This window comes from Streptomyces sp. Ru73 (assembly GCF_002920575.1).
GTDB lineage: Bacteria > Actinomycetota > Actinomycetes > Streptomycetales > Streptomycetaceae > Streptomyces.
Genome location: NZ_PQSQ01000057.1, coordinates 1 through 22,908, shown reverse-complemented (window position 1 = coordinate 22,908; position 22,908 = coordinate 1). Strand labels below are relative to the sequence as shown.

Genomic DNA, 22,908 nt, shown 5'->3' with positions numbered 1-22,908 from the left:
CGCCGTGGCCGCGTACGTACGTCGCGGACGCGATCTGCGGCAGGACTGCGTTGACGGGCGAGACCAGGGCAAAGTCTACCGGCGACGCGCCGTTTACCTAGGGGAGTCCTGCCCGGACGGCGCCGGGCGGCACCCGCCCGGCGCACCGGAGGCGGCCTCCGCGGCAGCGCGGGCGGCCGCCCCGCGGCTCGCAGGGCGCCCGGTCCCCGCGGCTCAGCGGCCGCTCAGCGGCGACGCCCCGGCCTCCTCCGGCGAGCCCTCCTGCCGGGGCGGCTCGCGGCGCGGACGGCGCGGCAGCACGCGCAGCGCCTCGCCGACGTCCGCGACCTCCCGGACCCGCATGCCCGCCGGGATCTTGCCGGGATCGGCCGGCACCAGCGCGTGGGTGAAGCCGAGGCGCGCCGCCTCGGCGAGCCGCCGCTGCACGCCCGTGACCCGGCGGACCTCGCCCGCGAGGCCGACCTCGCCGATCGCCACGAGGTTCTTCGGCAGCGGCGTGTCGGAAGCGGCGCTGGCCAGCGCGAGCGCCACGGCCAGGTCGGCGGCCGGCTCGGACAGCTTCACGCCGCCGACCGTGGCGCTGTAGATGTCCCGCTTGCCGAGCGCGGAGATCCGGCCGCGCTGCTCCAGCACGGCCAGCATCATCGAGACGCGCGAGGTCTCCAGCCCCGAGGTGGTCCGGCGCGGGGAGGGGATCTGGGAGTCGACCGTGAGCGCCTGGACCTCGGCGACCAGCGGGCGGCGGCCCTCCAGGGTGACGGTCAGGCAGGTGCCCGGCACGGGCTCGTCACGGCGGGTCAGGAAGAGGCCCGACGGATCGGCGAGGCCGGTGATCCCCTCGTCGTGCAGCTCGAAGCAGCCGACCTCGTCGGTCGCGCCGTACCGGTTCTTGACGCCGCGTACGAGACGGAGGCGGGCGTGCCGGTCGCCCTCGAAGCTCAGCACGACGTCGACCAGGTGCTCCAGCAGGCGGGGACCCGCGATGTTCCCGTCCTTGGTGACGTGGCCGACCAGGAGCGTGGACATGCCGCGCTCCTTGGACGCGCGGATCAGCGCGCCGGCCACCTCCCGGACCTGGGCCATGCCGCCGGGCGCGCCGTCGATCTCGGGCGAGGCGACGGTCTGCACGGAGTCCAGGACCAGCAGCGAGGGCTTGACCGAGTCGAGGTGGCCGAGGACGGCGGAGAGGTCGGTCTCGGCCGCGAGGTAGAGGTGGTCGTCGAGGGCGCCGATGCGGTCGGCGCGCAGCCGCACCTGGCTCGCGGACTCCTCGCCGGTGACGTACAGCGTGCGGTGGTCGTCGCTCGCGGCCTTGGCGGCGACGTCCAGCAGCAGCGTGGACTTGCCGACGCCGGGCTCGCCGGCGAGCAGCACCACGGCTCCGGGCACCAGGCCGCCGCCGAGCACGCGGTCCAGCTCGGCGACTCCGGTGGAGCGCGCGGTGGCCTGCCGGCCGTCGACCTGGCCGATGGGCAGTGCGGCCGTGGTGACCCGGCCAGGGGCCGTGGTCCGGACGGCCGCGCTGCCGCCGGCCTCCTCGACCGTGCCCCACGCCTGGCACTCGGGGCAGCGGCCGAGCCACTTCGCGGTGGTCCAGCCGCACTCGGTGCAGCGGTACGACGGGCGGTCCTTGGCCGGCGATTTACGGGTTGCCATGGGAGCCACCGTAGCCGTGGGGTCCGACAACGCGGCCGGGCGGCGGGACGGACGGTGCGTTCCGGGCAGCGGCCCGACGACGCGTTCGGGCGGCCGGGACGGAAGGTACGCGTGTGAGGGACGGGGCGGATCGGACGCCTGTCCCCTTTTGAGGGAGAACGCCACCCGAAAGGATTAAAAGCGCCCGAGTGGCCCTGACCGGTCTCCGTCATCTGTCTACGGTCGCCGGGTGATGAGCAGCAGGCCCGGACATCCCACGCAGACCGCCGCCGAAGCGCCCCACGCCGTGCGTACGGAGCGCAGCCGGCGGCCGGGCCGGGCCGGCCGTGCCGCCCGGTCCGACCGTCACGACCGCCACGACCTCTCGCTGGAGCGTTACGAGCCGCACGTGGACGGCCTGTTCACGTACTGCCTCTCCGTCCTGTGCGAGCACGGCGCGGCCACCGAGGTGCTCGGCGAGGTGCTCGCGCTCGCCGAGCGGCAGCACGGCCGCCGCCCCTCCGACCCCGCCCTGTACCGCCCCTGGCTGTACGCGCTGGCCCGCTGGGCCTGTCTGCGCCGGCTCGCCGACCCGGACGCGCGCCCCGAGCCCGCGGCCGCCGACGAGACCGACCAGCGGCGCGAACTGGCCGCGCTGGCCTGGCCCGAGGCGGCCGGCACCACGCCCGAGCAGCGCGAGGCCCTGGAGCTGTCCGTACGGCACGGGCTGGGCTCCCGCGAGCTGGCCGCCGTGCTGGGCATGGAGCCGGTCGCGGCGCGCGCCCTGCTGTCGACCGCCGCCTGCGAGGTGGAGCGCACCCGGGCGGCGCTGGCCGTGGTCGAGTTCGGCCGCTGCCCCGACGTGGCCCGGCTGGCCGGGGACACCCGGATGCTGCTGGGGACGGCGCTGCGGCGGGAGCTGGTGCGGCACGTGGACGCGTGCGAGGAGTGCCGGCGCACGGCCGAGCGGGCGACCGCGGGCGGGCCGTGGCCGGGTGCCGAGCCGGTGGCCCAGGGGCCGCTGCCGATGGTCAGCGCGCCGCGCGCGGCGGCCCGCGTGGCGATGCGGGCCGCCCTGCGGTCGCGGACCGGGCGGGCGGTGGAGCCGCTGGACAAGGGGGCGCAGGGGCGTACGAAACGGGCGGGGGGCGTAAACGGTTCTGCACCCCGGTACGACCGCAGCGGCTTCCCGCTCGGGCCCAAGGACCGGGCGGCACGCAACGCCCGGCTCCGCAGCCGCGCGCTCACCACGACCGTGGTCGCCACCGTGGTCGCCGCGCCCGTGCTCGCGCTCTGGGCGGCCTACCGCGGCGCCCCGCTGACCGGCGAGACCGAGGGGCCCGCCGTCACCGCGGGCGACAGCGACGCCGACCGGCTGGGCTCGAGCGAGTACGAGAAGGCGGGCAGCGCGCAGACCACGCCCGACCCCGGCTTCAGTGCCGGCAAGCGCTCACCGGACGTCTCGGTGGAGGTCATCGGGACGCACGGCGAACGGCTGCGGGAGGCCGCGCCGAGCCCTTCGCGGTCCCGCTCGGGGCCGGGGCGGCTGACCGTCGCGGCGCAGCCGAGCGGGGACCTCACCCTGGTCACGCTGTCCGCCTCCGGCGGCTCAGCGGTGCGCTGGGCGGCGCATGCGGACGCACCGTGGCTGCAGTTCAGTACGACGGCGGGGGTGCTGCGGCCGGGCGAGAGCACGACGATCAAGGTGTACGTCGACCACGACCGGGAGCCGGCCGGCTACTGGCGGGCCCGGGTCACGGTCGATCCGGCGGGCGCTGTGGTGACGATCGAGGGGCGCGGTGCGACGCGGCCGGACCCGGGCGGGCCGCGGCCGACGCCCACGGATCCGCCGGGGCACCCGACGACTCCGCCGCCGGATCCCACGCCGTCGGATCCGTCACCGAGCGATCCGCCGCCGTCGTCCACGCCCACTCCGACGCCCACGGAGCCGTCGCCCAGCGACCCGCCGCCCAGCTCGGCACCGCCTCCGTCGGACAGCGGCAGCCCGACGGGCTGAGCATCCGGGGAGAAGCTGCCCCGGCCCCGCCCCTTCCCGGAACCGGGGGCGCTGCCCCCGGGCCCCCGGTCCTCACACGCCGGACGGGCCGTTCTTTGCGGGCATCGTCGGCATCGGGAGCAGGACCGGGTCCGCCGGGTGCGGGGCCACCGGGCGTTCCGTCGCCAGGCGTTCCTCGCAGAGTTCGGCGAGGCGGTCGTAGCCCTCCTTGCCCATCAGCTCGATGAGTTCGGGCGCGTACGACTCGTACACCGCCTTCGACGCGCCGTGCGCCGACGTCGCCGAGGTGCACCACCAGTTCAGGTCGTGGCCGCCGGGGCCCCAGCCGCGGCGGTCGTACTCACCGATGGTGATCTGCAGCACGCGGGTGTCGTCGGGCCGGTCGATCCACTCGTACGTACGGCGGACCGGCAGCTGCCAGCAGACGTCCGGCTTGGTCTCCAGCGGCTCGCGGCCCTCCTGGAGCGCCAGGATGTGCAGCGAGCAGCCGGCGCCGCCGGGGAAGCCGGGGCGGTTCTGGAAGATGCAGGAGCCCTTCCAGCGCCGGGTCTGGCGCTCGCCGTCGTCCTCGTCCTCCTCGACCCAGCCGGTCGTGGTGCCCACGTCGTGGAACTGCCAGATGTCCGGTGTGAGCCGCGCCACGTGCTCCGCGACCCGCTCCTCGTCCTCCTCGTCGGAGAAGTGCGCGCCGAGCGTGCAGCAGCCGTCGTCGGCGCGGCCGGCCTCGATGCCCTGGCAGCCGCCGCCGAAGACGCAGTTCCAGCGCGAGGTGAGCCAGGTCAGGTCGCACTTGAAGACCTGCTCGTCGTCGGCCGGGTCGGGAAAGGTGACCCAGGCGCGGGCGAAGTCGAGGCCGACCTCGTCGGTCACCTCGTCGGACGCCGCCCCGCGCGCCTGTTGCTTTTCGAGCTTCTTGAGGGCTTTTTCCTGCTTCGCCTTTTTCGTCTTCGCCACATCCCCAGCCTAAGGGCGACACCGGGCCGCAGTAGCTTTCTGTCCATGAGACTCGGTGTCCTCGACGTGGGTTCGAATACGGTGCATCTGCTGGTCGTGGACGCGCACCCCGGTGCGCGCCCGCTGCCCGCCTGGTCCCACAAGGCGGAGCTGCGGCTGGCCGAACTCCTCGACGAGGACGGGAACGTCGCGGAGGCGGGGGTCGACCGGCTGGTCGCCACGGTCCGCGAGGCGATGCAGGTCGCGGAGGACAAGGGCGTCGAGGACGTGCTGCCGTTCGCCACCTCCGCCGTGCGTGACGCACCCAACGGCGAGGCGGTGCTGGCCCGGGTCGCCGAGGAGACCGGCGTCACGCTGCGGGTGCTCTCCGGTGAGGACGAGGCGCGGCTCACCTTCCTCGCGGCCCGCCGCTGGTTCGGCTGGTCGGCCGGGCGGCTGCTGCTCCTGGACATCGGCGGCGGCTCGCTGGAGATCGCGTACGGCCTGGACGAGGACCCGGACGCGGCGGTCTCGCTGCCGCTCGGCGCGGGCCGGCTGACCAACAGCGACCTGCCCGGCGACCCGCCGGACGCGGAGGACGTACGGGCCCTGCGGCGCCGGGTCCGGGCCGAAATCGCGCGGGTGGTGAGCGACTTCACACGCTTCGGGCCGCCGGACCACGTCGTGGCCACGTCCAAGACCTTCAAGCAGCTGGCCAGGATCGCCGGCGCGCCGGGTTCGGCGGAGGGACTGTACGCGCAGCGCGGGCTGACCCGGCGGGCGCTGGAGGAGTGGGTGCCGCAGCTGGCCACGATGACCGCGGAGAAGCGCGCCGAGCTGCCCGGGGTCTCCGAGGGGCGGGCCCGCCAGCTGCTGGCCGGGGCGCTGGTCGCGGAGGCGGCGATGGACCTCTTCAAGGTGGACGAGCTGGAGATCTGCCCGTGGGCGCTGCGCGAGGGCGTCATCCTGCGGCGGCTGGACCACCTGCCGAACGGCGAGGCGGCCTAGGGCGACCGGGGCCCGCCCGCGGACTTCCGGGCCGGCAGGATCGCGTCATGGGGGCGTCATAGTGGCGTCTGACATACCGGACCGCCTGCCCCCGGTAGCGCACGGGCCCGTACCCTGTCCCTCGTGACGGAGCCAGTGGTGCGCATCCCGGATGCGAAGGTCGCCCTGTCCACGGCGTCGGTGTATCCGGAGTCGACCGCGACGGCCTTCGAGATCGCCGCACGCCTGGGGTACGACGGCATCGAGGTCATGGTCTGGACCGATCCGGTCAGCCAGGACATCGAGGCACTGCGCCGGCTGTCCGACTACCACGGCGTGCCGATCCTGGCCGTCCACGCGCCGTGTCTGCTGATCACCCAGCGGGTGTGGTCCACCGACCCGTGGACCAAGCTCCAGCGCGCGCGGAACGCCGCCGAGAAGCTGGGCGCCTCCACGGTCGTGGTGCACCCGCCCTTCCGGTGGCAGCGGAACTACGCCCGGGACTTCGTGCGCGGCATCTGGCGCATGGAGGGCGAGACGGACGTGCGGTTCGCCGTCGAGAACATGTACCCCTGGCGGTACCGGGACCGCGAGATGCTGGCGTACGCGCCGGACTGGGACCCCACCAAGGACGACTACCGGCACTTCACCGTCGACCTGTCGCACACCGCGACGGCCCGCAGTGACGCGCTGCACATGGTGGACCGGATGGGCGACCGGCTCGCGCACATCCACCTCGCCGACGGCAACGGCTCCAACAAGGACGAGCACCTGGTGCCGGGGCGCGGCAAGCAGCCGTGCGCCGAGCTGCTGGAGCGGCTGGCCGCCACCGGGTACGACGGCCACATCGTGATCGAGGTCAACACCCGCCGCGCGCTCTCCGCCGCCGAACGCGAGGCCGACCTCGCCGAGGCCCTCGCCTTCACCCGCCTCCACCTGGCCTCGCCGAACTCGGTGTACGGCTCGTGAGCGGCCCCGGCGAGGGCACCGCCGGGGCAGCGCCGCGGCGGCGCGGCCGGCCCGCGCGCTCGGCGGGCGCGGAAGGCCCCGGCGCGCGGGAGCGCATCCTCGCGGCGGCCCGTACGGAATTCGCCGAACGCGGCTACGACAAGACCTCCATCCGCGGCATCGCCAAGTCCGCGCAGGTGGACCCGGCGCTGGTGCACCACTACTTCGGCACGAAGGAGCAGGTCTTCGGCGCGGCCATCGAGGTCACCATGGAGCCGGCGCTGCACCTTCCCGACCTGCTGGCGCAGGGTGCCGACGGCATCGGGGAGCGGTTCGCGCGGTACTTCATCGGCATCTGGGAGAACCCGGTGAGCCGGGCCTCGCTCCTCGCCGTCGTCCGGTCCGCCGTGACCCACGACACCGCGGCGAAGGTGCTGCGCGGCGTCGTGCTGCGGCGGATGCTGGAGCGGGTGGCGGCGGAGCTGGCCGTGCCCGAGCCGCGCTTCCGGGCCGAGCTGGCCGCCTCCCAGCTGGTCGGCATCGCGATGCTGCGGTACGTGATCCAGGTCGAGCCGCTGGCCTCGGCGGACACCGAGGAGATCGTGCGGATGGTCGCGCCGACGCTGCAGCGGTACCTCACGGAGGCGTGAGCGGCCGCCGTCCGCCGGTGGCCGGATGCGTCCGGTCCCGTCCGCATGGCGATCGGGCGTCTCACATTCCGGAGGGACTGTCCAGATCTTGGATCAGGGGCGTAGTCTCGGATCAGCTGATATGTGACTGCCGTGACGTGACTGCGCCGCAGGCCGGAGGCCCGGCGCAGGGTCCCGCGAGGCGCCGGCGTGGCGGCGAGTCCGACGAACCCCAAGGGAGTGACCATCGTGCCTGAGCTGAGGTCCCGCACCGTTACCCACGGCCGCAACATGGCGGGCGCCCGTGCCCTTATGCAGGCCTCGGGCGTAGCGGGCGCGGACATCGGCCGGAAGCCGATCATCGCGGTGGCCAACAGCTTCACCGAGTTCGTGCCGGGCCACACCCACCTCGCGCCGATCGGCCGGATCGTCTCCGAGGCGATCCAGGAGGCGGGCGGCATCGCCCGGGAGTTCAACACCATCGCCGTGGACGACGGCATCGCGATGGGCCACGGCGGCATGCTCTACTCGCTGCCCTCCCGCGACCTGATCGCCGACTCCGTGGAGTACATGGTCGAGGCGCACTGCGCCGACGCCCTGATCTGCATCTCCAACTGCGACAAGATCACCCCGGGCATGCTGATGGCCGCGATGCGGCTGAACATCCCGACGGTCTTCGTCTCCGGCGGCCCGATGGAGGCCGGCCGGGCCACGCTGGTCAACGGCACGGTCCGCAAGCTGGACCTGATCGACGCGATCTCCGACGCGGTCAACGAGAACGTCTCCGACGAGGACATCCTCCGGATCGAGAACAACGCCTGCCCGACCTGCGGCTCCTGCTCCGGCATGTTCACCGCCAACTCGATGAACTGCCTGACCGAGGCCATCGGCCTGGCCCTGCCGGGCAACGGCTCGGTGCTCGCCACGCACACCGCGCGCAAGGCGCTGTACGAGCGCGCGGGCCGGACCGTCGTGGAGATCACCAAGCGCTACTACGAGCAGGACGACGAGACGGTCCTGCCGCGCAACGTCGGCTCCCGCGCGGCCTTCGAGAACGCCATGGCGCTCGACATCGCCATGGGCGGCTCGACCAACACGATCCTGCACCTGCTGGCCGCGGCCCAGGAGGCGGGCCAGGACTTCGGCCTGACCGACATCGACGCGGTCTCCCGCCGGGTCCCCTGCCTGTCCAAGGTCGCGCCGAACGTCGCGCCGCAGGGCACGTACTACATGGAGGACGTGCACCGCGCGGGCGGCATCCCGGCCATCCTGGGCGAGCTGTTCCGCGGCGGCCTGCTGAACGAGGACGTCTCCTCCGTGCACGCCGACTCGCTGGCCGACTGGCTCAAGGAGTGGGACATCCGCGGCGGTTCGCCGTCCCCGGAGGCGGTCGAGCTGTTCCACGCCGCGCCCGGCTGCAAGCGCTCGGCGACGGCGTTCTCCCAGTCCGAGCGCTGGGACTCGCTCGACACCGACGCCGAGAACGGCTGCATCCGCTCCCTGGAGCACGCCTACTCCAAGGACGGCGGCCTGGCCGTGCTGCGCGGCAACCTCGCCGAGGACGGCTGCGTCGTGAAGACCGCCGGCGTCGACGAGTCGATCCTGGTCTTCGAGGGCCCCGCCGTGGTCTGCGAGTCCCAGGAGGAGGCCGTCGAGCGCATCCTGAACAAGCAGGTCAAGGAGGGCGACGTGGTCGTCATCCGGTACGAGGGCCCCAAGGGCGGCCCGGGCATGCAGGAGATGCTGTACCCGACCTCCTTCCTCAAGGGCCGCGGCCTGGGCAAGGCGTGCGCGCTGGTCACCGACGGCCGCTTCTCCGGCGGCACCTCGGGCCTGTCCATCGGCCACGCCTCCCCGGAGGCGGCGGCCGGTGGCACCATCGCGCTGGTCGAGGACGGCGACCTGATCAAGATCAACATCCCGGAGCGGTCGATCGAGCTGGCCGTGGACGAGGCCACGCTGGCCGCCCGCCGCGAGGCCCTGAACGGCGTGTACGCGCCGAAGAACCGCGAGCGCAAGGTCTCCGCCGCGCTGCGCGCCTACGCCGCGATGGCCACCAGTGCCGACCGCGGCGCGGTCCGGGACGTCAGCAAGCTCGGCTGACCGGCTGACCGGCTGGTCACGCGCACCACTCGCCCCCGGCGTACGGACCTCCGTACGCCGGGGGCGCTCGCGTACCGGCTACCAGCGCCCCGGGTCCTCGGCGTCCACCCCGAAGACCGTGCCGTCCGGGGCCGAGGCGAAGACCCGGCGCCCGGCCGCGTCCACCACCGGCGACGGCACCGTCTCCAGGAAGCCGCCGCGCCCCGTGGCCAGCCGCGGCTCCGTCTGCCCGAGCAGCGCCCCGCGCCGGGTGTCCACCGCCAGCAGCCGCCCGTCGGCCGAGCTGAAGTACAGCCGGTCGCCGGCCACCACCGGCCGTGAGCCGCGGCTCACCGATGTCTCCACCGACCAGGTCCGCGCGCCGACCGCCTGCAGCGTCCCGCCGTAGGCGAGCAGGTAGACCGTCCCGCCGCGCACCACGGCCAGCGCGTCGTCCAGCGGCGCCGCGAGCCGGTACCGGCGGACCGCGCCACTGGCCGGGTCGTACCGCACCACCGCCTCCGTACGGGAGTCCGGCGCCGCCGCGGTCAGGAAGAGCGCCCCGCCGGCGCCGGGGCCCGCCGGGGTGAGCGTGCCGGGCAGCACCTTCTCCCACCGGACCGTGCCGTGCGCGAGGCCGATCGCGGTGACGAGGGTGCGGCCGTCGTCCCGCACGGTGGCCGCGTACGCCGTGGAGCCGTCCGTGCCGTACGAGCGGAAGCCCGGCAGCGCGTGCCCCGGGAACGCGCGGTGCCAGCGCTCCTCGTGCGTCCGGGCGTCCAGCGCGGTGACGGTGCCGTCGGCCGCCGTGAGCAGCACGGCGTCACCGGCTACGGCCACCTGCCCGTGGTAGGCCGAGACGTTCTTGGTCCAGCGCCGGGCGCCCTTGCCGTCCGCCGAGGGATCGAAGGCGTCCAGCCGCTTGCCGTCGGCGGACAGCACGTACACCAGCCCGCCGGCGGGCACGGGCGCGGCCGGCGGCAGGTCGGTGGCGGCGGCGGGCCCCGCGGGCAGCCGCCATGTCACGGCGCCGTGCTCCGGCTCCACGCGCGCGGCCCGCACGCCCCGCTGCGCGCAGAAGAGCGCGGGCGAGGCGGCCGCTCCGGACTGCGCGGCACGCGGCGCGAAGGAGCAGAACGGCATCTCGGCGGCATGCCCCGCGGACCGTTCCAGCAGGGCGGTGCGCCACGGGTGGAACGGCTCCGCCGCGCCCGCCCCGGCCCTGACCTCGGGGGCGTCCGGCGGGAGCAGCGCCCGTACGCCCAGGAAGCCGCCCCCGCCGACGACGACGGCGGCGACCGCGGCCCAGGCCGCCCAGCGGCGCGCGCGGCGCGGTGCGGCCGGCTCCTCGGGCGGTGCGCCCGTGAGAGCGGGCGACGGCACCGGCGGCCTGGCCCGCACATGGGTGGGGTCGGCCTCGGCGGGCTCCCGCGGGGCCGGTATCCGCGGCGCCGGCGGAGCTGCGGAGGCCGCGGGCTCGGGCGCGTCGAGCGTCGAGTCCGGCTCCAGCAGCGAGTCCGGGACGGGGCCGGACTCCGGGCCGAGGAGGGATTCCGGGCCGTAGAGGGAGCCGGTGGCGTGCGCGGCGACCGCGGCCGGCGGCTCGTGGAACGGCGCGAGGTCCAGCTCCGTCGGCAGGTCCACGCGGAGCCTGGCCATCAGCTGGCTCGGCGTCGGCCGGTCCGCCGGGTCCTTCGCCAGACAGCTGCGCAGCAGCGGCGCCAGCTCCTCCGGCACGCCCGCGAGGTCGGCCTCGTCATGGACGACCTGGTACGCGACGAGGTACGGGCTCTCCGAATCGAAAGGGCCGCTCCCGGTCGCCGCGTGCACCAGCACCGAGCCCAGCGCGAACACATCGGCGGCCGGTCCCACTTCGCGCGGCCGCTGGAACTGTTCGGGTGCCATGAAAGGCGGCGTCCCGATCAATTTGCCGGTTTCCGTCCGCATTTCGCTGTCGGACGGTCGGGAAATGCCGAAATCGATGACTTTCGGGCCGTCGGGGGCCAGCAGGACATTGCTCGGTTTCAGATCGCGGTGCACCACGCCCGCACGGTGGATGTCGCGCAGCGCCTCCGCCAGACCGGCGCCCAGTTTCCGTACCTCGTCCGGAGCCAGCGGGCCGTTCCGTTTCACATGGGCGGAAAGCGTGGGGCCCGGAATGTAGAGCGTCGCCATCCACGGGCGCTCCCCGTCGGGATCGGCGTCCACGACCGGCGCGGTGAATGCGCCGCTCACCCGGCGCGCGGCCGCCACCTCCTGCCGGAACCGGCCGCGGAACTCCGGGTCCTGCGCGAATTCCGCGTGCACCACCTTCACCGCGAGCCGCAGCCCGGACGCGGAACGCGCCAGGTGCACCACGCCCATGCCGCCCGCCCCGAGCAGCTTTTCCAGCCGGTAGTTCCCCGCGTATTCCGGATGTTCCGCTTCCGGTCCGGCGCCGGAACTCCGCAGCGGCGGCATCTCCCCACCCCCGTGTATTCGGCCGCGCAAACGGCCGCAGATGCGACGCTCGGAGCCTAGTGGATGACCGTTGCGGCCCGGACACCGCTTGCTAGCCTGACCCCCGTTCGCGTCGCCGAGAGGTGCGGCGGGAACGGCCGGAAATCGCCCCGCCGGGCGACGGCATTCACACCACATTCCACGGGGGAACGCACGATGAGCACGCAGGAGAACACCGTCGACGGCGCGGCCGGACAGGCCGCCGCGGTATCGGCCTACCGCAGCTACCCGATCGCGCCGGGCTACCGCCTCAACGTCCGCAGCGGCCCGAGCACCGGCGCCGCTGTCGTCCGCACGCTGCCGGCCGGCTCCTCGGTCCCGATCCGCTGCCAGCGCACCGGCCAGCGGGTGATCGGCCCGTACGGCACCAGCGACATCTGGGACTGCATCGGCAGCGGCCAGTACGTCTCCGACACGTACGTGCACACCGGGAGCGACGGCTTCGTCGCGCCGCGCTGCGCGAGCTGACCGGACGACGGCGCGCGGGGACGGCCGGGGATAATCGACGGCATGAGCGAGGAGCACAAGCGCCCGGCCGCCGAGCCGGCCGGCCCCGAGCCGGTCGCCCTCCGGTTCTTCGGCACCACCTGGGTTCACCACGACGGCGGCTACGCGCTGCGCCGCGTCGGCGTGGCCCTCGGCGCGCTCGTGCTGGCCGCGCTCGGCGCGCTGGTGCTGCGCTTCGCCTTCGAGGGCCTGGCGGTCGCCGAGGTCGGCTCGCTGGTGAACGTCCTGATCGTGGTCTGCTTCGCGGTCTGCAGCGCGCTCGCCTTCCGCCGTACGTGGGAGGGGTTCGTCCGCCGCCGCGAACCGGCCGCCGACCGGGCCGCCGAGAAGGCCGAGAAGTCCGCGCAGAGCCTGATGATGATCGGTTTCATCGGCTCGCTGCTGGCCTACTTCTGCCGCGCGCTCATCGAGGCGCCCGGCGAGAAGCTGCACCGCGCGGAGTACGAGGAGGCGCGCGCCCGGTACGAGCGCCGCCGCACCGCCCGCACGGGCAACCCCGCGGCGCGCAAGGCGGCCGCGAAGGCCGGCGGCAAGGGCAGGAAGCGCCGCTGACCCACGCCGGCGTCACACCTCCCGCCGCCGTCAGTACGTCCGGTCCGGCTTCCCCTTTCCGTACAGCCAGGTGTCGAACAGCCCCGACAGGTCCTTGTGCGCCCGCCGCTCGCAGAAGGCGATGAAGTCCCGGCTGCTTGCGGTGCGGTGCCGGTACTCGGCCGGCCACTCCTTCAGGATGCGGAAGAAGGTCCGGTCGCCCACCGCGTTCCGCAGCTGCTGGAGGACCATCGCGCCGCGCTCGTACACCGGGGTGTCCATCACGTTCGCGGCCTTCCCCGGGCGGCCCGGCGGGAAGTCCCACAGCGGGTCGCCGGCCGGCAGCCGGTAGTGCGCGTCGAACTGCTTCTGCGGCGACTTACCGCCGTGCTCATCGGCCCACAGCCACTCCGCGTACGTCGCGAAGCCCTCGTTGAGCCAGATGTCCTGCCAGGTCTTCGGCGTCACCGAGTCGCCGAACCACTGGTGCGCCATCTCGTGCACCACGGTCAGCTCGTCGGGCGCCCCCGAGTAGATCGGCCGGGTCTGCGTCTCCAGGGAGTAGTCGACGCTCTTGGGCGGATGATCGACGATGGCGCCGGCGGAGGAGAACGGGTACGGCCCGAACACCCTGCTCTCCCAGTCGACGATCTCCGGCAGGCGGCCGAGCGGCCGGGCGCTCTTCCGCTCCTCCTTCGGGTCGACGGCCGTGATCAGCGGCACGCCCTGCTGCGTACGGCCGGTCCGCAGCCGGAACTTCCCGACGGTGGCGGTGGCCAGGTACGAGGCCATCGGCTCGGCACTGTGCCAGCGGAAGGTGCGCGTGCCGTCCGCCGCCTTCTTCCGGCTCCGCAGCTCGCCGTTGGAGACGGCGGTCCAGCCGTCGGGAACGGTGACCGCGATGTCGTACGTGGCCTTGTCGCTCGGGTGGTGGTTGCCGGGGAACCAGGTCTGCGACCCGGCCGGCTCGCCCACGACGAACGCCCCGTCCGCCGTGCGCACCCACCCCTCCGTCGAGCCGTCCGGGTCGGTGAAGTCCGAGGGGCGGCCCCCGTAGGCGAGGGTCGTGCGGAAGGTGTGTCCCTTGGCGAGCGCGCTCGCCGGGCGCACTCGCAGTTTGTCACCGCGCCGGGAGAAGTCGGCCGGCTCACCGTCCACCTGAACGCGCGTCACCTTCAGGCCGTGCAGGTCCAGCGAGAAGGACGCCAGGCGCTGCCGGGCCCGCGCGGTGAGCCGGGCGGTGGCGTCGAGCGTGCCGTGCGGCACGTCGTAGTCCAGGTCGAGGTCGTAGTGGCGCACGTCGTAGCCGCCGTTGCCGAGGGCGGGGAAGAGAGGGTCGCCGAGGGTGTCCCGGCCGTCCACGGCGGCGGTGCCGGCGCCGGGCGTGATGCCGGAGGTGCAGGAGGACAGCAAGAGTGCCACGGACAGGGCGGCGGTCGCGCCGCAGGCGCGCAGGGGCCGGCGTTTCACGAAGAGTCCTGGGGGTGTGGGGGCGGAAGAGGACGCGCTGACCTTATGGGGTCATACGGTTTCCTGTATCCCCCCGGAAGCGGAAACGTGTTCCGCCGCCGGGGGGATGTCCCAGGACAGGGCCCCCGTTTCAGGGGCGGCGGGTCAGGAGGCCGCGCCGCGCACCGGCATGTGGTCGATGCTCACGCCGGCCGGCTCGGCCAGCCGGCGGCGGCGCTGCTCGGCCCAGGAGAGCAGGGCCGCCTCGCACGCGTGGTCGAGGTGGCGCAGCCCCGAGAGGTCCAGCTGGATCTCCCGGTCGGCGGGCAGCTCCTCCAACTGATCCAGGAGGCGCGGCAGCCGCAGGAAGGTGGCGTTGCCGACGGCGCGCACCCGGACCGGCCCCGCGGTCCTGTCGGCCGCGGGCTCCGCGGCCTCGAGCGGGGGAGCGTCGAGCGCGGTGGCCTCGGGCGCGGTGGCCGTGGCGGCCCCGCCGCCGTGCACCGACTTGGCGACCACGAGGCTGTGCACCTCGCGGGCCTGAGCGCCGTCGATGCCGTCGCCCGTCACCTCCAGGTGTACGTGCGAGGTCTCCCAGGCGGTCTTCGCGACGGCCATGAGCAGACCGATCAGCACGCCCTCGAACATGTTGGTGACCACGATGGCGATCGCGGTCGTCGCGAGCACGATGGCCTCGCCGCGGTGCGAGCGCCACAGCGGGCCGATCTCCTTCAGCGGCATCAGCTTCCAGCCCGCGTGCACCAGCACACCGGCCAGCGCGGCCACCGGGATGACGCCCAGCGCGGCCGGGAAGGCAGCGGCGAACACCAGCAGCCACACGCCGTGCAGCACGCGCGAGGCCTTGGTCTTCGCGCCGGCCGACACATTGGCGGAGCTCCGTACGATCACCGCGGTCATCGGCAGCGCGCCGAGCACGCCGCACACGGTGTTGCCCGCGCCCTGGGCCATCAGCTCCTTGTCGTAGTCGGTCTTCGGCCCGTCGTGCAGCCGGTCCACGGCGGCCGCGCTGAACAGGGACTCGGCGGAGGCGATGAGCGTGAAGGCGAGCACCGTGCCGATGACGCCGAACTCGGCGACGCGCGAGAAGTCGTCGGCGCCGGGCGGCTGGATGGCACCCAGCAGGCCCTGCACCTCGACGCGGGCGACCGGCAGGTCGAGCACGAAGACGGCGAGCGTGGCGAGGGCCACCGCGGCGAGCGGCGCGGGCAGCACGCGGGCCGCCTTCTTCCAGCGCGGCCACAGGACCAGGACGGCTATGGTGCCGGCGCCGATCGCCAGGGCCGCCAGCGCGGAGTTGGAGCCCACGGTGTCGATGAAGAGGTCGGGCAGTCCGCCCAGGTTGGCGAGGCCGCTGCCGGGCGCCTTCGCGTCGGCGAGCGCGTACAGCTGGCCCGCGATCAGTACCAGACCGATGCCGGCCAGCATGCCCTGGACCACCGCGACCGAGATGGCACGGAACCACCGCCCGAGCTTGAGCGCGCCCATGAGCAGCTGGAGCAGGCCCGCGACGAGCACGAGGATGCCGAGCGCGCCGACGCCGTACTCCTTCACCGCTTCGTAGACCAGCACGGTCAGGCCGGCGGCCGGGCCGCTGACCTGGAGGCTGGAGCCGGGCAGGAGGCCGGTGAGCAGACCGCCCACGATGCCGGTGACGAGACCCAGTTCGGCGGGTACGCCGGAGGCCACGGCCACGCCGACGCAGAGCGGGACGGCGACGAGGAAGACGACGAGTGAGGCGGTGAAGTCGGCGCGGAAGGTGCCGCGCCGGCCGGCGGAGCCCGGCGGCGCGTCGGTGCCAGGGGGGCCGAGACGGGAGTTGAAGATCCGTTCGACGACATTGCGCATGAGGATGCCTCCAGCTGGTGCCCGCCGGCAGCGCGTACTGCGGCAGGAGCTTGCGGATGGATTGCTGGATCCGTACGAAGCGGACGGGCACGCCGGGGCGGCCGGAAGCGCCGGGCCGCGCGGCCGGTCACCGTCGGCCACCGGCCGCCCGGAGGCGGTCGTGCGGCGGTCGGTTCCGGTCAGCGGTCCGTTCCGGTCAGGTGTTCATGGCGTGCGGACGCCCGTGTGGTGCGGTTGCGCGGGCAGGGGGAAGCCCGTTCCGACATCCCTCAGCAGCGGAAAACACAGAGGGTGAGAGGAATTTGACCGATTCTCTGCGGTGATGTGGCGTGCGCGTGCCCGAGCGGAACGGCCGAGTCGTGCTGGTCCACCGGCGCGGTGCGGCAGCACACGCAGTAGGCGCGCGGGTCGGGCGGTGTGGGCGGCCCGGCGGAAGTGCGGACGGCCCGTCGGAGGTGACAGGTCTCGGGCCCGACCTCGCCCTTGGCGCCGCCTTCGAGGGCGGCCTTGGCGGTGGTCTCGGCGGCCGGTGCGGAGGCGCCGTTCTTGGGCGCCGACAGATGACTGCCGTGGGCCTCGGCCGGCTCGGCGAAGGCGAAACCGGCCGTGGTCAGCAGGGCCAGCAAGGAGGCAATGAAGATGGCCAGGGCAGGGCGTATCGCGGTACCCGGCTTCCCCATCGTCGCCTCCTCCGGCGCCCGTGGACAGTCGATTCCATTGTGTCCAAAGTCGGCCCCCGTACGGCAAGTCCGCGTGTAACCGTCAAGTTAACGCGGAGTTATCGGAGAGGAACGATCTCCTCCGTTCGCTCCGGCGGCCGCCGGGAGTACGTACCGAACCCCCGCACGCCGGGCGCTCGGCCGCCGGCCCGCGCCGGGCCGGTGACACCACGCACGTGCGCCTCTACTGAACGTCGCCTCCCCCCGCCAGGTTCCCTCCCGCGCGCTCCTTGACGCCCCACCATCGCCAGGCGCACTATTCAACACGTGATGAATTACGAGCCCGGCAGCACGCACGAGCCGCACGCGCCCCACAGCACACACGAGGTCCCTGCGCCCGGGGATCCCGGCGCTGCCGACGCGGACACCGGCACCGACGCCGGCCCGGCTCCCGCCGTACACGCCCGCGGCCTCTCCGTCGTACGCGGCGGCCGCACCGTCCTGGACTCCCTGGACTTCGACGTCCCGCGCGGGCAGGTCACCGGCCTCCTCGGCCCCTCCGGCTGCGGCAAGACCACGCTCATGCGCGCCCTCGCCGGCACCCAGGCACACGTCACCGGAGCGCTCGACGTCCTCGGCCGGCCCGCGGGCGACGCCGCACTGCGCCCCCGCACCGGCTACGTCACCCAGGCCCCCTCCGTGTACGACGACCTCACCGTCCGGCAGAACCTCGCGTACTTCGCCGAGGTCCTGCACCCGGGACGGGCCGCCCGCACCACCCGCCGCGAGGCCGTCGACCGCGCCCTCGACGACGTCGACCTGACCTCGCACGCCGACGTGCTCGCCGGAAACCTCTCCGGCGGCCAGCGCAGCCGCGTCTCCCTCGCGGTCGCCCTCCTCGGCGACCCCGAACTGCTGGTCCTGGACGAACCGACCGTCGGCCTCGACCCCGTGCTCCGCCGCGACCTGTGGCGCCTCTTCCACACCCTCGCCGCCGACCGCGGCGTGACGCTGCTGGTCTCGTCCCACGTCATGGACGAGGCCGAACGCTGCGACCGCCTCCTCCTCATGCGCGAGGGCCGCCTCCTCGCCACCGGCTCGCCGTCCGACCTCACGGCCCGCACGGACATGCGGACCGTGGAGGAGGCGTTCCTGACCCTGGTGGACCGGGCCGAGGATGCGGGCACGGCGGCACCCCCGCGGCAGGACGCCGGCCCCGCCCGCCCGCACCCCGAGGCCGCGCCCCACGCCCCCCGCCGCTCCGCGGCGCCCCGCACCGCCGCCACCACCGCGCGCGTCCTCCACCAGCTCCGCCACGACCCCCGCACCATCGCGCTGCTCCTCCTCGTGCCCTGCGCGATGATCGCCCTGCTCCGCTACGTCTTCGACGCCGATCCCCGCACCTTCGACACCATCGGCGCCTCCCTCCTCGGCATCTTCCCGATGATCACGATGTTCCTGGTGACCTCCATCGCCACCCTCCGCGAACGCACCTCGGGAACCCTCGAACGCCTCCTCGCCATGCCCCTCGGCAAGGCCGACCTGATCGCCGGCTACGCCCTCGCCTTCGGCCTGCTCGCCGTCGTCCAGTCGGCCCTCGCCACCGGCCTGTCCGTCTGGCTGCTCGGCCTGGACGTCACCGGCTCCCCCTGGCTCCTCCTCCTGGTGGCCGTCCTGGACGCCCTCCTCGGCACGGCCCTCGGCCTTTTCGTCTCCGCCTTCGCGGCCTCCGAATTCCAGGCCGTCCAATTCATGCCGGCGGTCCTCATGCCGCAACTCCTGCTCTGCGGCCTCTTCGCCCCGCGCGACGCCATGCAGCCGGCGCTCTCCGCCCTGTCCGACGTCCTCCCGATGTCGTACGCGGTCGACGCCATGAACGAAGTACTCCGCAACGCCGACATCACCGCCACGTTCCTCCGCGACGCCGGCATCGTCACCGGCTGCGCCCTCCTCGTCCTCGCCCTGGGCGCGGCAACCCTCCGCCGCCGCACGCCCTAGCCCCGGCCCACCGAAGGGTGAGCCGGGGGCCGGTGGCCGGGAGCCGGGGCGACAGCCCGGGGGCCGGCTCAGCAGCGCTCCGTCGCCCCGCCGTCGTCGAGGTACTTGCCGTAGATCCAGCCGAGGCTGCTGCCGGCCGTGTCACGGATCCAGGTCCACCTGTTGCCGGCGGTGTTGGTGACGTAGCAGTCGTAGGTCACCTTGACGCCCTTGTTGACGTACCCGACCGTGGTGCAGTCGCCGTACGGACCGGTGTGCACGGCCGCCGAACCGACAGAGATCTTCCCCGAACCGCTGTCCTTGTTGCTGTGCGGCCAGTGGGCATTGCCGCACGTCACGGCGGAGGGCGCGGCGCCCGCCGAGGTGGCGGGCAGGAGCACGGCACCGGACGTGAGTGCTGCGCCCAGGGTGGTGATGGCCAACGCCTTACGGATACGCATGGAGTCTCCTCACAGGCTGTGCGCCACGGACGGCAGCGCCGTGGCGGATGACGGACGTCGGACGTACCGGACGGCCCCGCTTCCGCCGCTCCCCGTGACAGCGGCGGGCGGCGGGGCGACCGGGACGTTTCGAGACTCCGGAGGCGGGCGGTGCCAGGTCAACGGCGTACCGCTGTCCCGGACAGCGCACGTCTGTCCCAGCAGGTCAGCGCCCTGTTCGGGGTGCGGCCCGGACGCCGCCCGCCCGGTGCGGGGGCGGCGCGAAGTAGCCGTTGGCCGGATGGCATGTCCCGGGCAATATGACAGCCATGGGAGACGGGGACGGCTCAGCGCCGTACGCGGCACGCGATACGGGCGAATTCATCGAGGCGATGCGGCGCCTGAAGGAACAGTCGGGCCTGACCTACCGCCAACTGGAGGAGAAGGCCGCCGCACACGGGGACACACTGCCGCGCAGCACCCTGGCCAACGCGCTCGGCGGCCGCTCCCTGCCGCGCCCCGACCTGCTGGCCGCTTTCGTACGCGCCTGCGGAGCCGGCGACCAGGCGGCGGAGTGGACCCGAGCCCGCAGCCTCCTCGCCACGAAAGCCGCAGCGGGAGCAAAGGCAGGAGCGGGCGTGGGAACGAGCGACGGAGCCGCCGCTCCCACCGCCCCGCCGTCCCCGCGGCCGGGCCGCCCCTCGGCGTGGCGCACAGCACTGCGCCCCACCGCTCTGTCGGCCCTCGCGGCCGTCTTCGTACTGACCGCGCTGCTCCTGTGGGCACTGACGTCCCTCGGGGGTGGCGACGACCACTCCCCGAATGCCGGGCGGAACCACCCCTCCACAGGCGCAGCGGGAGGCCAACCCTCAGAGACGGCGGAGGACACCACCTCGGACTCCGCCACCGCGCTCCCCGAAGGCCCGGTCCGCATCCACCCTCTCAGCGCGCCGAAGCTCTGCCTGACCGAGGGATACGTTCCGGACGGCCGGTACGACTCCGTGGTGGCCGTCCAGCGCCCCTGCGCGGACGTGGCACCTCAGCGCACCACCCTCGTCCCGGCGGGCTCCGGCACGTACCGCATCCAGTGGTACCGCCCCGACCAGGGGAAAGGCTGCCTCGCCGTACGCACCGCCGGTCCTGCCACCGGCCTCCTCGAACCGCAGGACGACTGCCCCGGCGCCACCCGCCTCCGCATCGAGCCCGCCGCGGCCCGCAGTGACGATTCCGCCGTCCACCTCTTCCGTACCGAGGACGGCCGGCGCTGCGTGACCATCGCCGCCCCCGCCACCACCGAAGGCGCCGAGGCCGTCCTCACCCCCTGCACGGCCTCCAAGGCCCAGCGCTTCCGCATCGCCCCCGCACCGTCCGGCCCCGCGCCCGCGGACTCCGCCGGGCCCACCGCGTCGGACCCGCGCGGCGCCTGAACACCCGGCCGCACCCGCCCCGCACCCCCGCCCACAACGTGAAACGCCCCGGCACCCGCGCGTCCCCGAATGCGAGGATGACGCGGTACCGCGCGCCCGGCGCGCACCGCGAAGTCCCACCGGCGAGGTGAACCGCATGTCCCACAAGGTCGCCGTCCTAGGCACAGGAAAGATCGGCGAGGCCCTGCTCAGCGGCATGATCCGCGGCGGCTGGTCGCCCACCGACCTGCTGGTCACCGCCCGCCGTCCCGAGCGCGCGGCGCAGCTCCGCGAGCGCTACGGCGTCGAGGCGGTCAGCAATGCCGACGCCGCCAAGGGCGCCGACACCCTCATCCTCACCGTCAAGCCGCAGGACATGGGCGCGCTCCTGGACGAGCTGGCCCCGCACGTGCCCGCCGACCGCCTCGTCATCAGCGGCGCCGCCGGCATCCCCACCTCCTTCTTCGAGGAGCGCCTCGCCCCGGAGACCCCGGTCGTACGGGTCATGACGAACACCCCGGCCCTCGTCGACGAGGCCATGTCCGTCATCTCCGCCGGCACCCACGCCACGGACGCGCATCTCGCGCACGCCGAGGAGATCTTCGGCGGCGTCGGCAAGACGCTCCGCGTCCCCGAGAGCCAGCAGGACGCCGCCACCGCGCTCTCCGGCTCCGGCCCGGCCTACTTCTACTTCCTCGTCGAGGCCATGACCGACGCCGGCATCCTGCTCGGCCTGCCCCGCGACAAGGCACACGACCTGATCGTCCAGGCCGCCATCGGCGCTGCCGTGATGCTCCGCGACAGCGGCGAGCACCCGGTCAAGCTGCGCGAGAACGTCACCTCGCCGGCCGGCACCACCATCAACGCCATCCGCGAGCTGGAGAACCACGGCGTACGCGCCGCACTCATCGCCGCCCTCGAAGCGGCCCGCGACCGCAGCCGCGCCCTGGCCTCCGGCAACGGCTGACGCCCGCGACCGGCGGCTGCCCCGCCGGGCAGCCGCCGCGGCGAGCCCTCGCCCTTCCCGGCCGCGCGACCGGGCCACCGGCCCGGCCACACGCGACCGCACGGCTACGCCACCAGCCCCATCGCCCGGTACGCCGCGTCGACCCGGGGCCGGGCCAGCCGCCGGGCCCGCTCGGCACCGGCCCGCAGCACCCCGTCCACGTACGACGGATCGGCGGCCAGCTCCGCGTGCCGCTCCCGCACCGGCCGCAGCGTTTCCACCACGGCCTCCGCCGTGTCCTTCTTCAAGGCGCCGTAGGAGTCGTACTCCCCGGCCAGCGCCCGCGGGTCCCCACCGGTACAGGCCGCCAGCACGTCCAGCAGGTTGGCGACCCCGGGCCGCTCCGCCCGGTCGTACACGACGTCGCTCCCCGCGTCCGTCACGGCCCGCATCACCTTCTTGCGCACCACGTCCGGCTCGTCCAGCAGGTAGACGATCCCCGCCGTACGGGTGCGCGACTTCCCCATCTTGGCCGTCGGCTCCTGCAGGTCCATGACCCGTGCGGCCACCGCGGGCAGCGTCGCCTTCGGCACCACGAACGTCTGCCCGTACCGCTGGTTGAACCGCACCGCCAGATCCCGGGTGAGCTCCACGTGCTGCGCCTGGTCCTCACCCACCGGCACCTCGTCCGTCCCGTACGCCAGGATGTCCGCCGCCATCAGCGCCGGATACGTCAGCAGCGACAGCCGCACGCTCCCGCCGCGCTCCCGCTCCCGCGCCGCCTTCTCCTTGTACTGGATCATGCGGCGCATCTCGCCGTCCGTGGCCGTGCACTCCATCAGGTAGGCGAGCCGCACGTGCTCGTCGACCTGGCTCTGCACGAAGACCGTGCACCGCTCCGGGTCCAGCCCACTGGCCAGCAGCAGGGTCGCCGCCTGCCGGCTGAGCCGCCGCACCCGCGCCGGATCGTGCTCGACGGTCAGCGCGTGCAGGTCGACCACGCAGAAGAGCGCGTCAGCGCGGTACTGGTCCTCCGCAGCCCAGCGCCGCATCGCCCCGAGGTAATTGCCCAGCGTCAGATGCCCCGTCGGCTGCACCCCACTGAAGATCCGCGTCATCTCTCGATCCCCTTGCCTGCTCATTCGCTCGGTCACTGGAGACCGCCGCACCGGCCCGGCCGGCCGGTCACAGGAGGGAGATACGCGAACGGCCGCCGGAGGCGGCGGCCGTGAACATGCATGCGCTGTGGTCGGCCGCCGTCAGGCGGGCCACCACTGCTGTACGAGCGCACGCGTATGCATGGCCTCAAGGTACCGCCGGGAGGCCGTCCAGGCACGGGTTTGAACGAAGTCGGGGCGTCGTGTAGTGTCCTCCGAGTTGCCACGGAGTCAGCGACT

General features: G+C 73.9%; 18 protein-coding genes and 1 pseudogene. 11 read left to right on the top strand and 8 right to left on the bottom strand.

The window, feature by feature from the left end:
• Positions 1–213 precede the first annotated feature (213 nt).
• The gene (gene radA, locus C3486_RS22925) at positions 214–1,656 is read right to left on the bottom strand and encodes a DNA repair protein RadA (protein ID WP_103834641.1); all 1,443 of its coding nucleotides are present in this window, start codon (positions 1,654–1,656) and stop codon (positions 214–216) included.
• A gap of 232 nt (positions 1,657–1,888) precedes the next feature.
• Between radA and C3486_RS22920 the strand changes: the two genes are divergently transcribed.
• Positions 1,889–3,652, top strand: coding sequence for an RNA polymerase sigma factor (locus C3486_RS22920; protein ID WP_181138658.1), 1,764 nt, complete (start codon positions 1,889–1,891; stop codon positions 3,650–3,652).
• A gap of 72 nt (positions 3,653–3,724) precedes the next feature.
• Here C3486_RS22920 and C3486_RS22915 read toward each other — a convergent pair whose 3' ends face one another.
• The gene (locus tag C3486_RS22915) at positions 3,725–4,606 is read right to left on the bottom strand and encodes a hypothetical protein (protein ID WP_103834640.1); all 882 of its coding nucleotides are present in this window, start codon (positions 4,604–4,606) and stop codon (positions 3,725–3,727) included.
• Positions 4,607–4,651: 45 nt separating this feature from the next.
• On the opposite strand from C3486_RS22915, the gene C3486_RS22910 reads away from it, so the two are divergent.
• The 4 genes from C3486_RS22910 (at position 4,652) to ilvD (ending at position 9,252) form a co-directional block, all read left to right on the top strand.
• Complete coding sequence (locus tag C3486_RS22910) at positions 4,652–5,593, top strand: Ppx/GppA phosphatase family protein (RefSeq protein WP_103834639.1); 942 nt, start codon at positions 4,652–4,654, stop codon at positions 5,591–5,593.
• A 135-nt stretch (positions 5,594–5,728) separates the two neighbouring features.
• On the top strand, positions 5,729–6,541 hold the full coding sequence (locus tag C3486_RS22905; protein WP_103834638.1) for a sugar phosphate isomerase/epimerase: 813 nt from the start codon (positions 5,729–5,731) through the stop codon (positions 6,539–6,541).
• Positions 6,538–7,170 (top strand): TetR family transcriptional regulator, encoded by a 633-nt coding sequence (locus C3486_RS22900; protein ID WP_103834637.1) that lies wholly within the window; start codon positions 6,538–6,540, stop codon positions 7,168–7,170. Before C3486_RS22905 ends, C3486_RS22900 begins: the two co-directional genes overlap by 4 nt.
• 228 nt (positions 7,171–7,398) lie before the next feature.
• Positions 7,399–9,252: a dihydroxy-acid dehydratase gene (gene ilvD, locus C3486_RS22895; RefSeq protein WP_103834663.1), complete on the top strand. Its 1,854-nt coding sequence runs from the start codon at positions 7,399–7,401 to the stop codon at positions 9,250–9,252.
• Between the two features lie 78 nt (positions 9,253–9,330).
• Here the strand turns inward: ilvD and C3486_RS22890 are convergent, their stop codons facing one another.
• Complete coding sequence (locus C3486_RS22890) at positions 9,331–11,691, bottom strand: PQQ-binding-like beta-propeller repeat protein (RefSeq protein ID WP_103834636.1); 2,361 nt, start codon at positions 11,689–11,691, stop codon at positions 9,331–9,333.
• A 195-nt stretch (positions 11,692–11,886) separates the two neighbouring features.
• On the opposite strand from C3486_RS22890, the gene C3486_RS22885 reads away from it, so the two are divergent.
• Together C3486_RS22885 and C3486_RS22880 are read left to right on the top strand one after the other, a co-directional pair.
• A complete protein-coding gene (locus tag C3486_RS22885) occupies positions 11,887–12,198 on the top strand; it encodes an SH3 domain-containing protein (RefSeq protein WP_103834635.1) in 312 nt (103 codons plus the stop codon).
• A gap of 42 nt (positions 12,199–12,240) precedes the next feature.
• Positions 12,241–12,789, top strand: a complete 549-nt coding sequence (locus C3486_RS22880) for a hypothetical protein (RefSeq protein ID WP_103834634.1) — start codon at positions 12,241–12,243, stop codon at positions 12,787–12,789.
• Positions 12,790–12,819: 30 nt separating this feature from the next.
• On the opposite strand, the gene C3486_RS22875 is transcribed toward C3486_RS22880, so the two are convergent.
• From C3486_RS22875 to C3486_RS22865, 3 genes are all read right to left on the bottom strand, one after another.
• Positions 12,820–14,238, bottom strand: coding sequence for a M1 family metallopeptidase (locus C3486_RS22875; RefSeq protein ID WP_103834633.1), 1,419 nt, complete (start codon positions 14,236–14,238; stop codon positions 12,820–12,822).
• A 144-nt stretch (positions 14,239–14,382) separates the two neighbouring features.
• The gene (locus tag C3486_RS22870) at positions 14,383–16,083 is read right to left on the bottom strand and encodes a SulP family inorganic anion transporter (protein ID WP_103834632.1); all 1,701 of its coding nucleotides are present in this window, start codon (positions 16,081–16,083) and stop codon (positions 14,383–14,385) included.
• A 269-nt stretch (positions 16,084–16,352) separates the two neighbouring features.
• A complete protein-coding gene (locus tag C3486_RS22865) occupies positions 16,353–16,763 on the bottom strand; it encodes a hypothetical protein (RefSeq protein ID WP_103834631.1) in 411 nt (136 codons plus the stop codon).
• A gap of 309 nt (positions 16,764–17,072) precedes the next feature.
• Here C3486_RS22865 and C3486_RS38160 point away from each other — a divergent pair.
• Together C3486_RS38160 and C3486_RS37695 are read left to right on the top strand one after the other, a co-directional pair.
• A pseudogene (locus tag C3486_RS38160) lies at positions 17,073–17,711 on the top strand (ABC transporter ATP-binding protein); the annotation flags it as partial.
• Positions 17,712–17,870: 159 nt separating this feature from the next.
• Positions 17,871–18,740, top strand: a complete 870-nt coding sequence (locus C3486_RS37695; protein WP_219822242.1) for an ABC transporter permease — start codon at positions 17,871–17,873, stop codon at positions 18,738–18,740.
• A gap of 68 nt (positions 18,741–18,808) precedes the next feature.
• On the opposite strand, the gene C3486_RS22855 is transcribed toward C3486_RS37695, so the two are convergent.
• Positions 18,809–19,180: an SH3 domain-containing protein gene (locus C3486_RS22855; RefSeq protein WP_146075040.1), complete on the bottom strand. Its 372-nt coding sequence runs from the start codon at positions 19,178–19,180 to the stop codon at positions 18,809–18,811.
• A gap of 308 nt (positions 19,181–19,488) precedes the next feature.
• On the opposite strand from C3486_RS22855, the gene C3486_RS22850 reads away from it, so the two are divergent.
• On the top strand, positions 19,489–20,586 hold the full coding sequence (locus tag C3486_RS22850; protein ID WP_181138657.1) for a helix-turn-helix transcriptional regulator: 1,098 nt from the start codon (positions 19,489–19,491) through the stop codon (positions 20,584–20,586).
• 136 nt (positions 20,587–20,722) lie between these two features.
• Complete coding sequence (gene proC, locus C3486_RS22845; protein ID WP_103834628.1) at positions 20,723–21,532, top strand: pyrroline-5-carboxylate reductase; 810 nt, start codon at positions 20,723–20,725, stop codon at positions 21,530–21,532.
• Positions 21,533–21,636: 104 nt separating this feature from the next.
• On the opposite strand, the gene trpS is transcribed toward proC, so the two are convergent.
• Positions 21,637–22,629 (bottom strand): tryptophan--tRNA ligase, encoded by a 993-nt coding sequence (gene trpS / locus C3486_RS22840; protein ID WP_103834627.1) that lies wholly within the window; start codon positions 22,627–22,629, stop codon positions 21,637–21,639.
• Positions 22,630–22,908: the final 279 nt, after the last annotated feature.

Excerpts from the sequence above, each read along its gene's own strand:
- C3486_RS22910 (WP_103834639.1), top strand. The coding sequence starts at position 4,652 with ATGAGACTCGGTGTCCTCGACGTGGGTTCGAATACGGTGCATCTGCTG.
- C3486_RS22920 (WP_181138658.1), top strand. The coding sequence starts at position 1,889 with ATGAGCAGCAGGCCCGGACATCCCACGCAGACCGCCGCCGAAGCGCCC.
- C3486_RS22850 (WP_181138657.1), top strand. The coding sequence starts at position 19,489 with ATGGGAGACGGGGACGGCTCAGCGCCGTACGCGGCACGCGATACGGGC.
- C3486_RS22865 (WP_103834631.1), bottom strand. The coding sequence starts at position 16,763 with ATGGGGAAGCCGGGTACCGCGATACGCCCTGCCCTGGCCATCTTCATT.
- proC (WP_103834628.1), top strand. The coding sequence starts at position 20,723 with ATGTCCCACAAGGTCGCCGTCCTAGGCACAGGAAAGATCGGCGAGGCC.
- C3486_RS22855 (WP_146075040.1), bottom strand. The coding sequence starts at position 19,180 with ATGCGTATCCGTAAGGCGTTGGCCATCACCACCCTGGGCGCAGCACTC.
- C3486_RS22870 (WP_103834632.1), bottom strand. The coding sequence starts at position 16,083 with ATGCGCAATGTCGTCGAACGGATCTTCAACTCCCGTCTCGGCCCCCCT.
- C3486_RS37695 (WP_219822242.1), top strand. The coding sequence starts at position 17,871 with ATGCGGACCGTGGAGGAGGCGTTCCTGACCCTGGTGGACCGGGCCGAG.
- C3486_RS22885 (WP_103834635.1), top strand. The coding sequence starts at position 11,887 with ATGAGCACGCAGGAGAACACCGTCGACGGCGCGGCCGGACAGGCCGCC.
- C3486_RS22880 (WP_103834634.1), top strand. The coding sequence starts at position 12,241 with ATGAGCGAGGAGCACAAGCGCCCGGCCGCCGAGCCGGCCGGCCCCGAG.
- radA (WP_103834641.1), bottom strand. The coding sequence starts at position 1,656 with ATGGCAACCCGTAAATCGCCGGCCAAGGACCGCCCGTCGTACCGCTGC.
- trpS (WP_103834627.1), bottom strand. The coding sequence starts at position 22,629 with ATGACGCGGATCTTCAGTGGGGTGCAGCCGACGGGGCATCTGACGCTG.
- C3486_RS22890 (WP_103834636.1), bottom strand. The coding sequence starts at position 11,691 with ATGCCGCCGCTGCGGAGTTCCGGCGCCGGACCGGAAGCGGAACATCCG.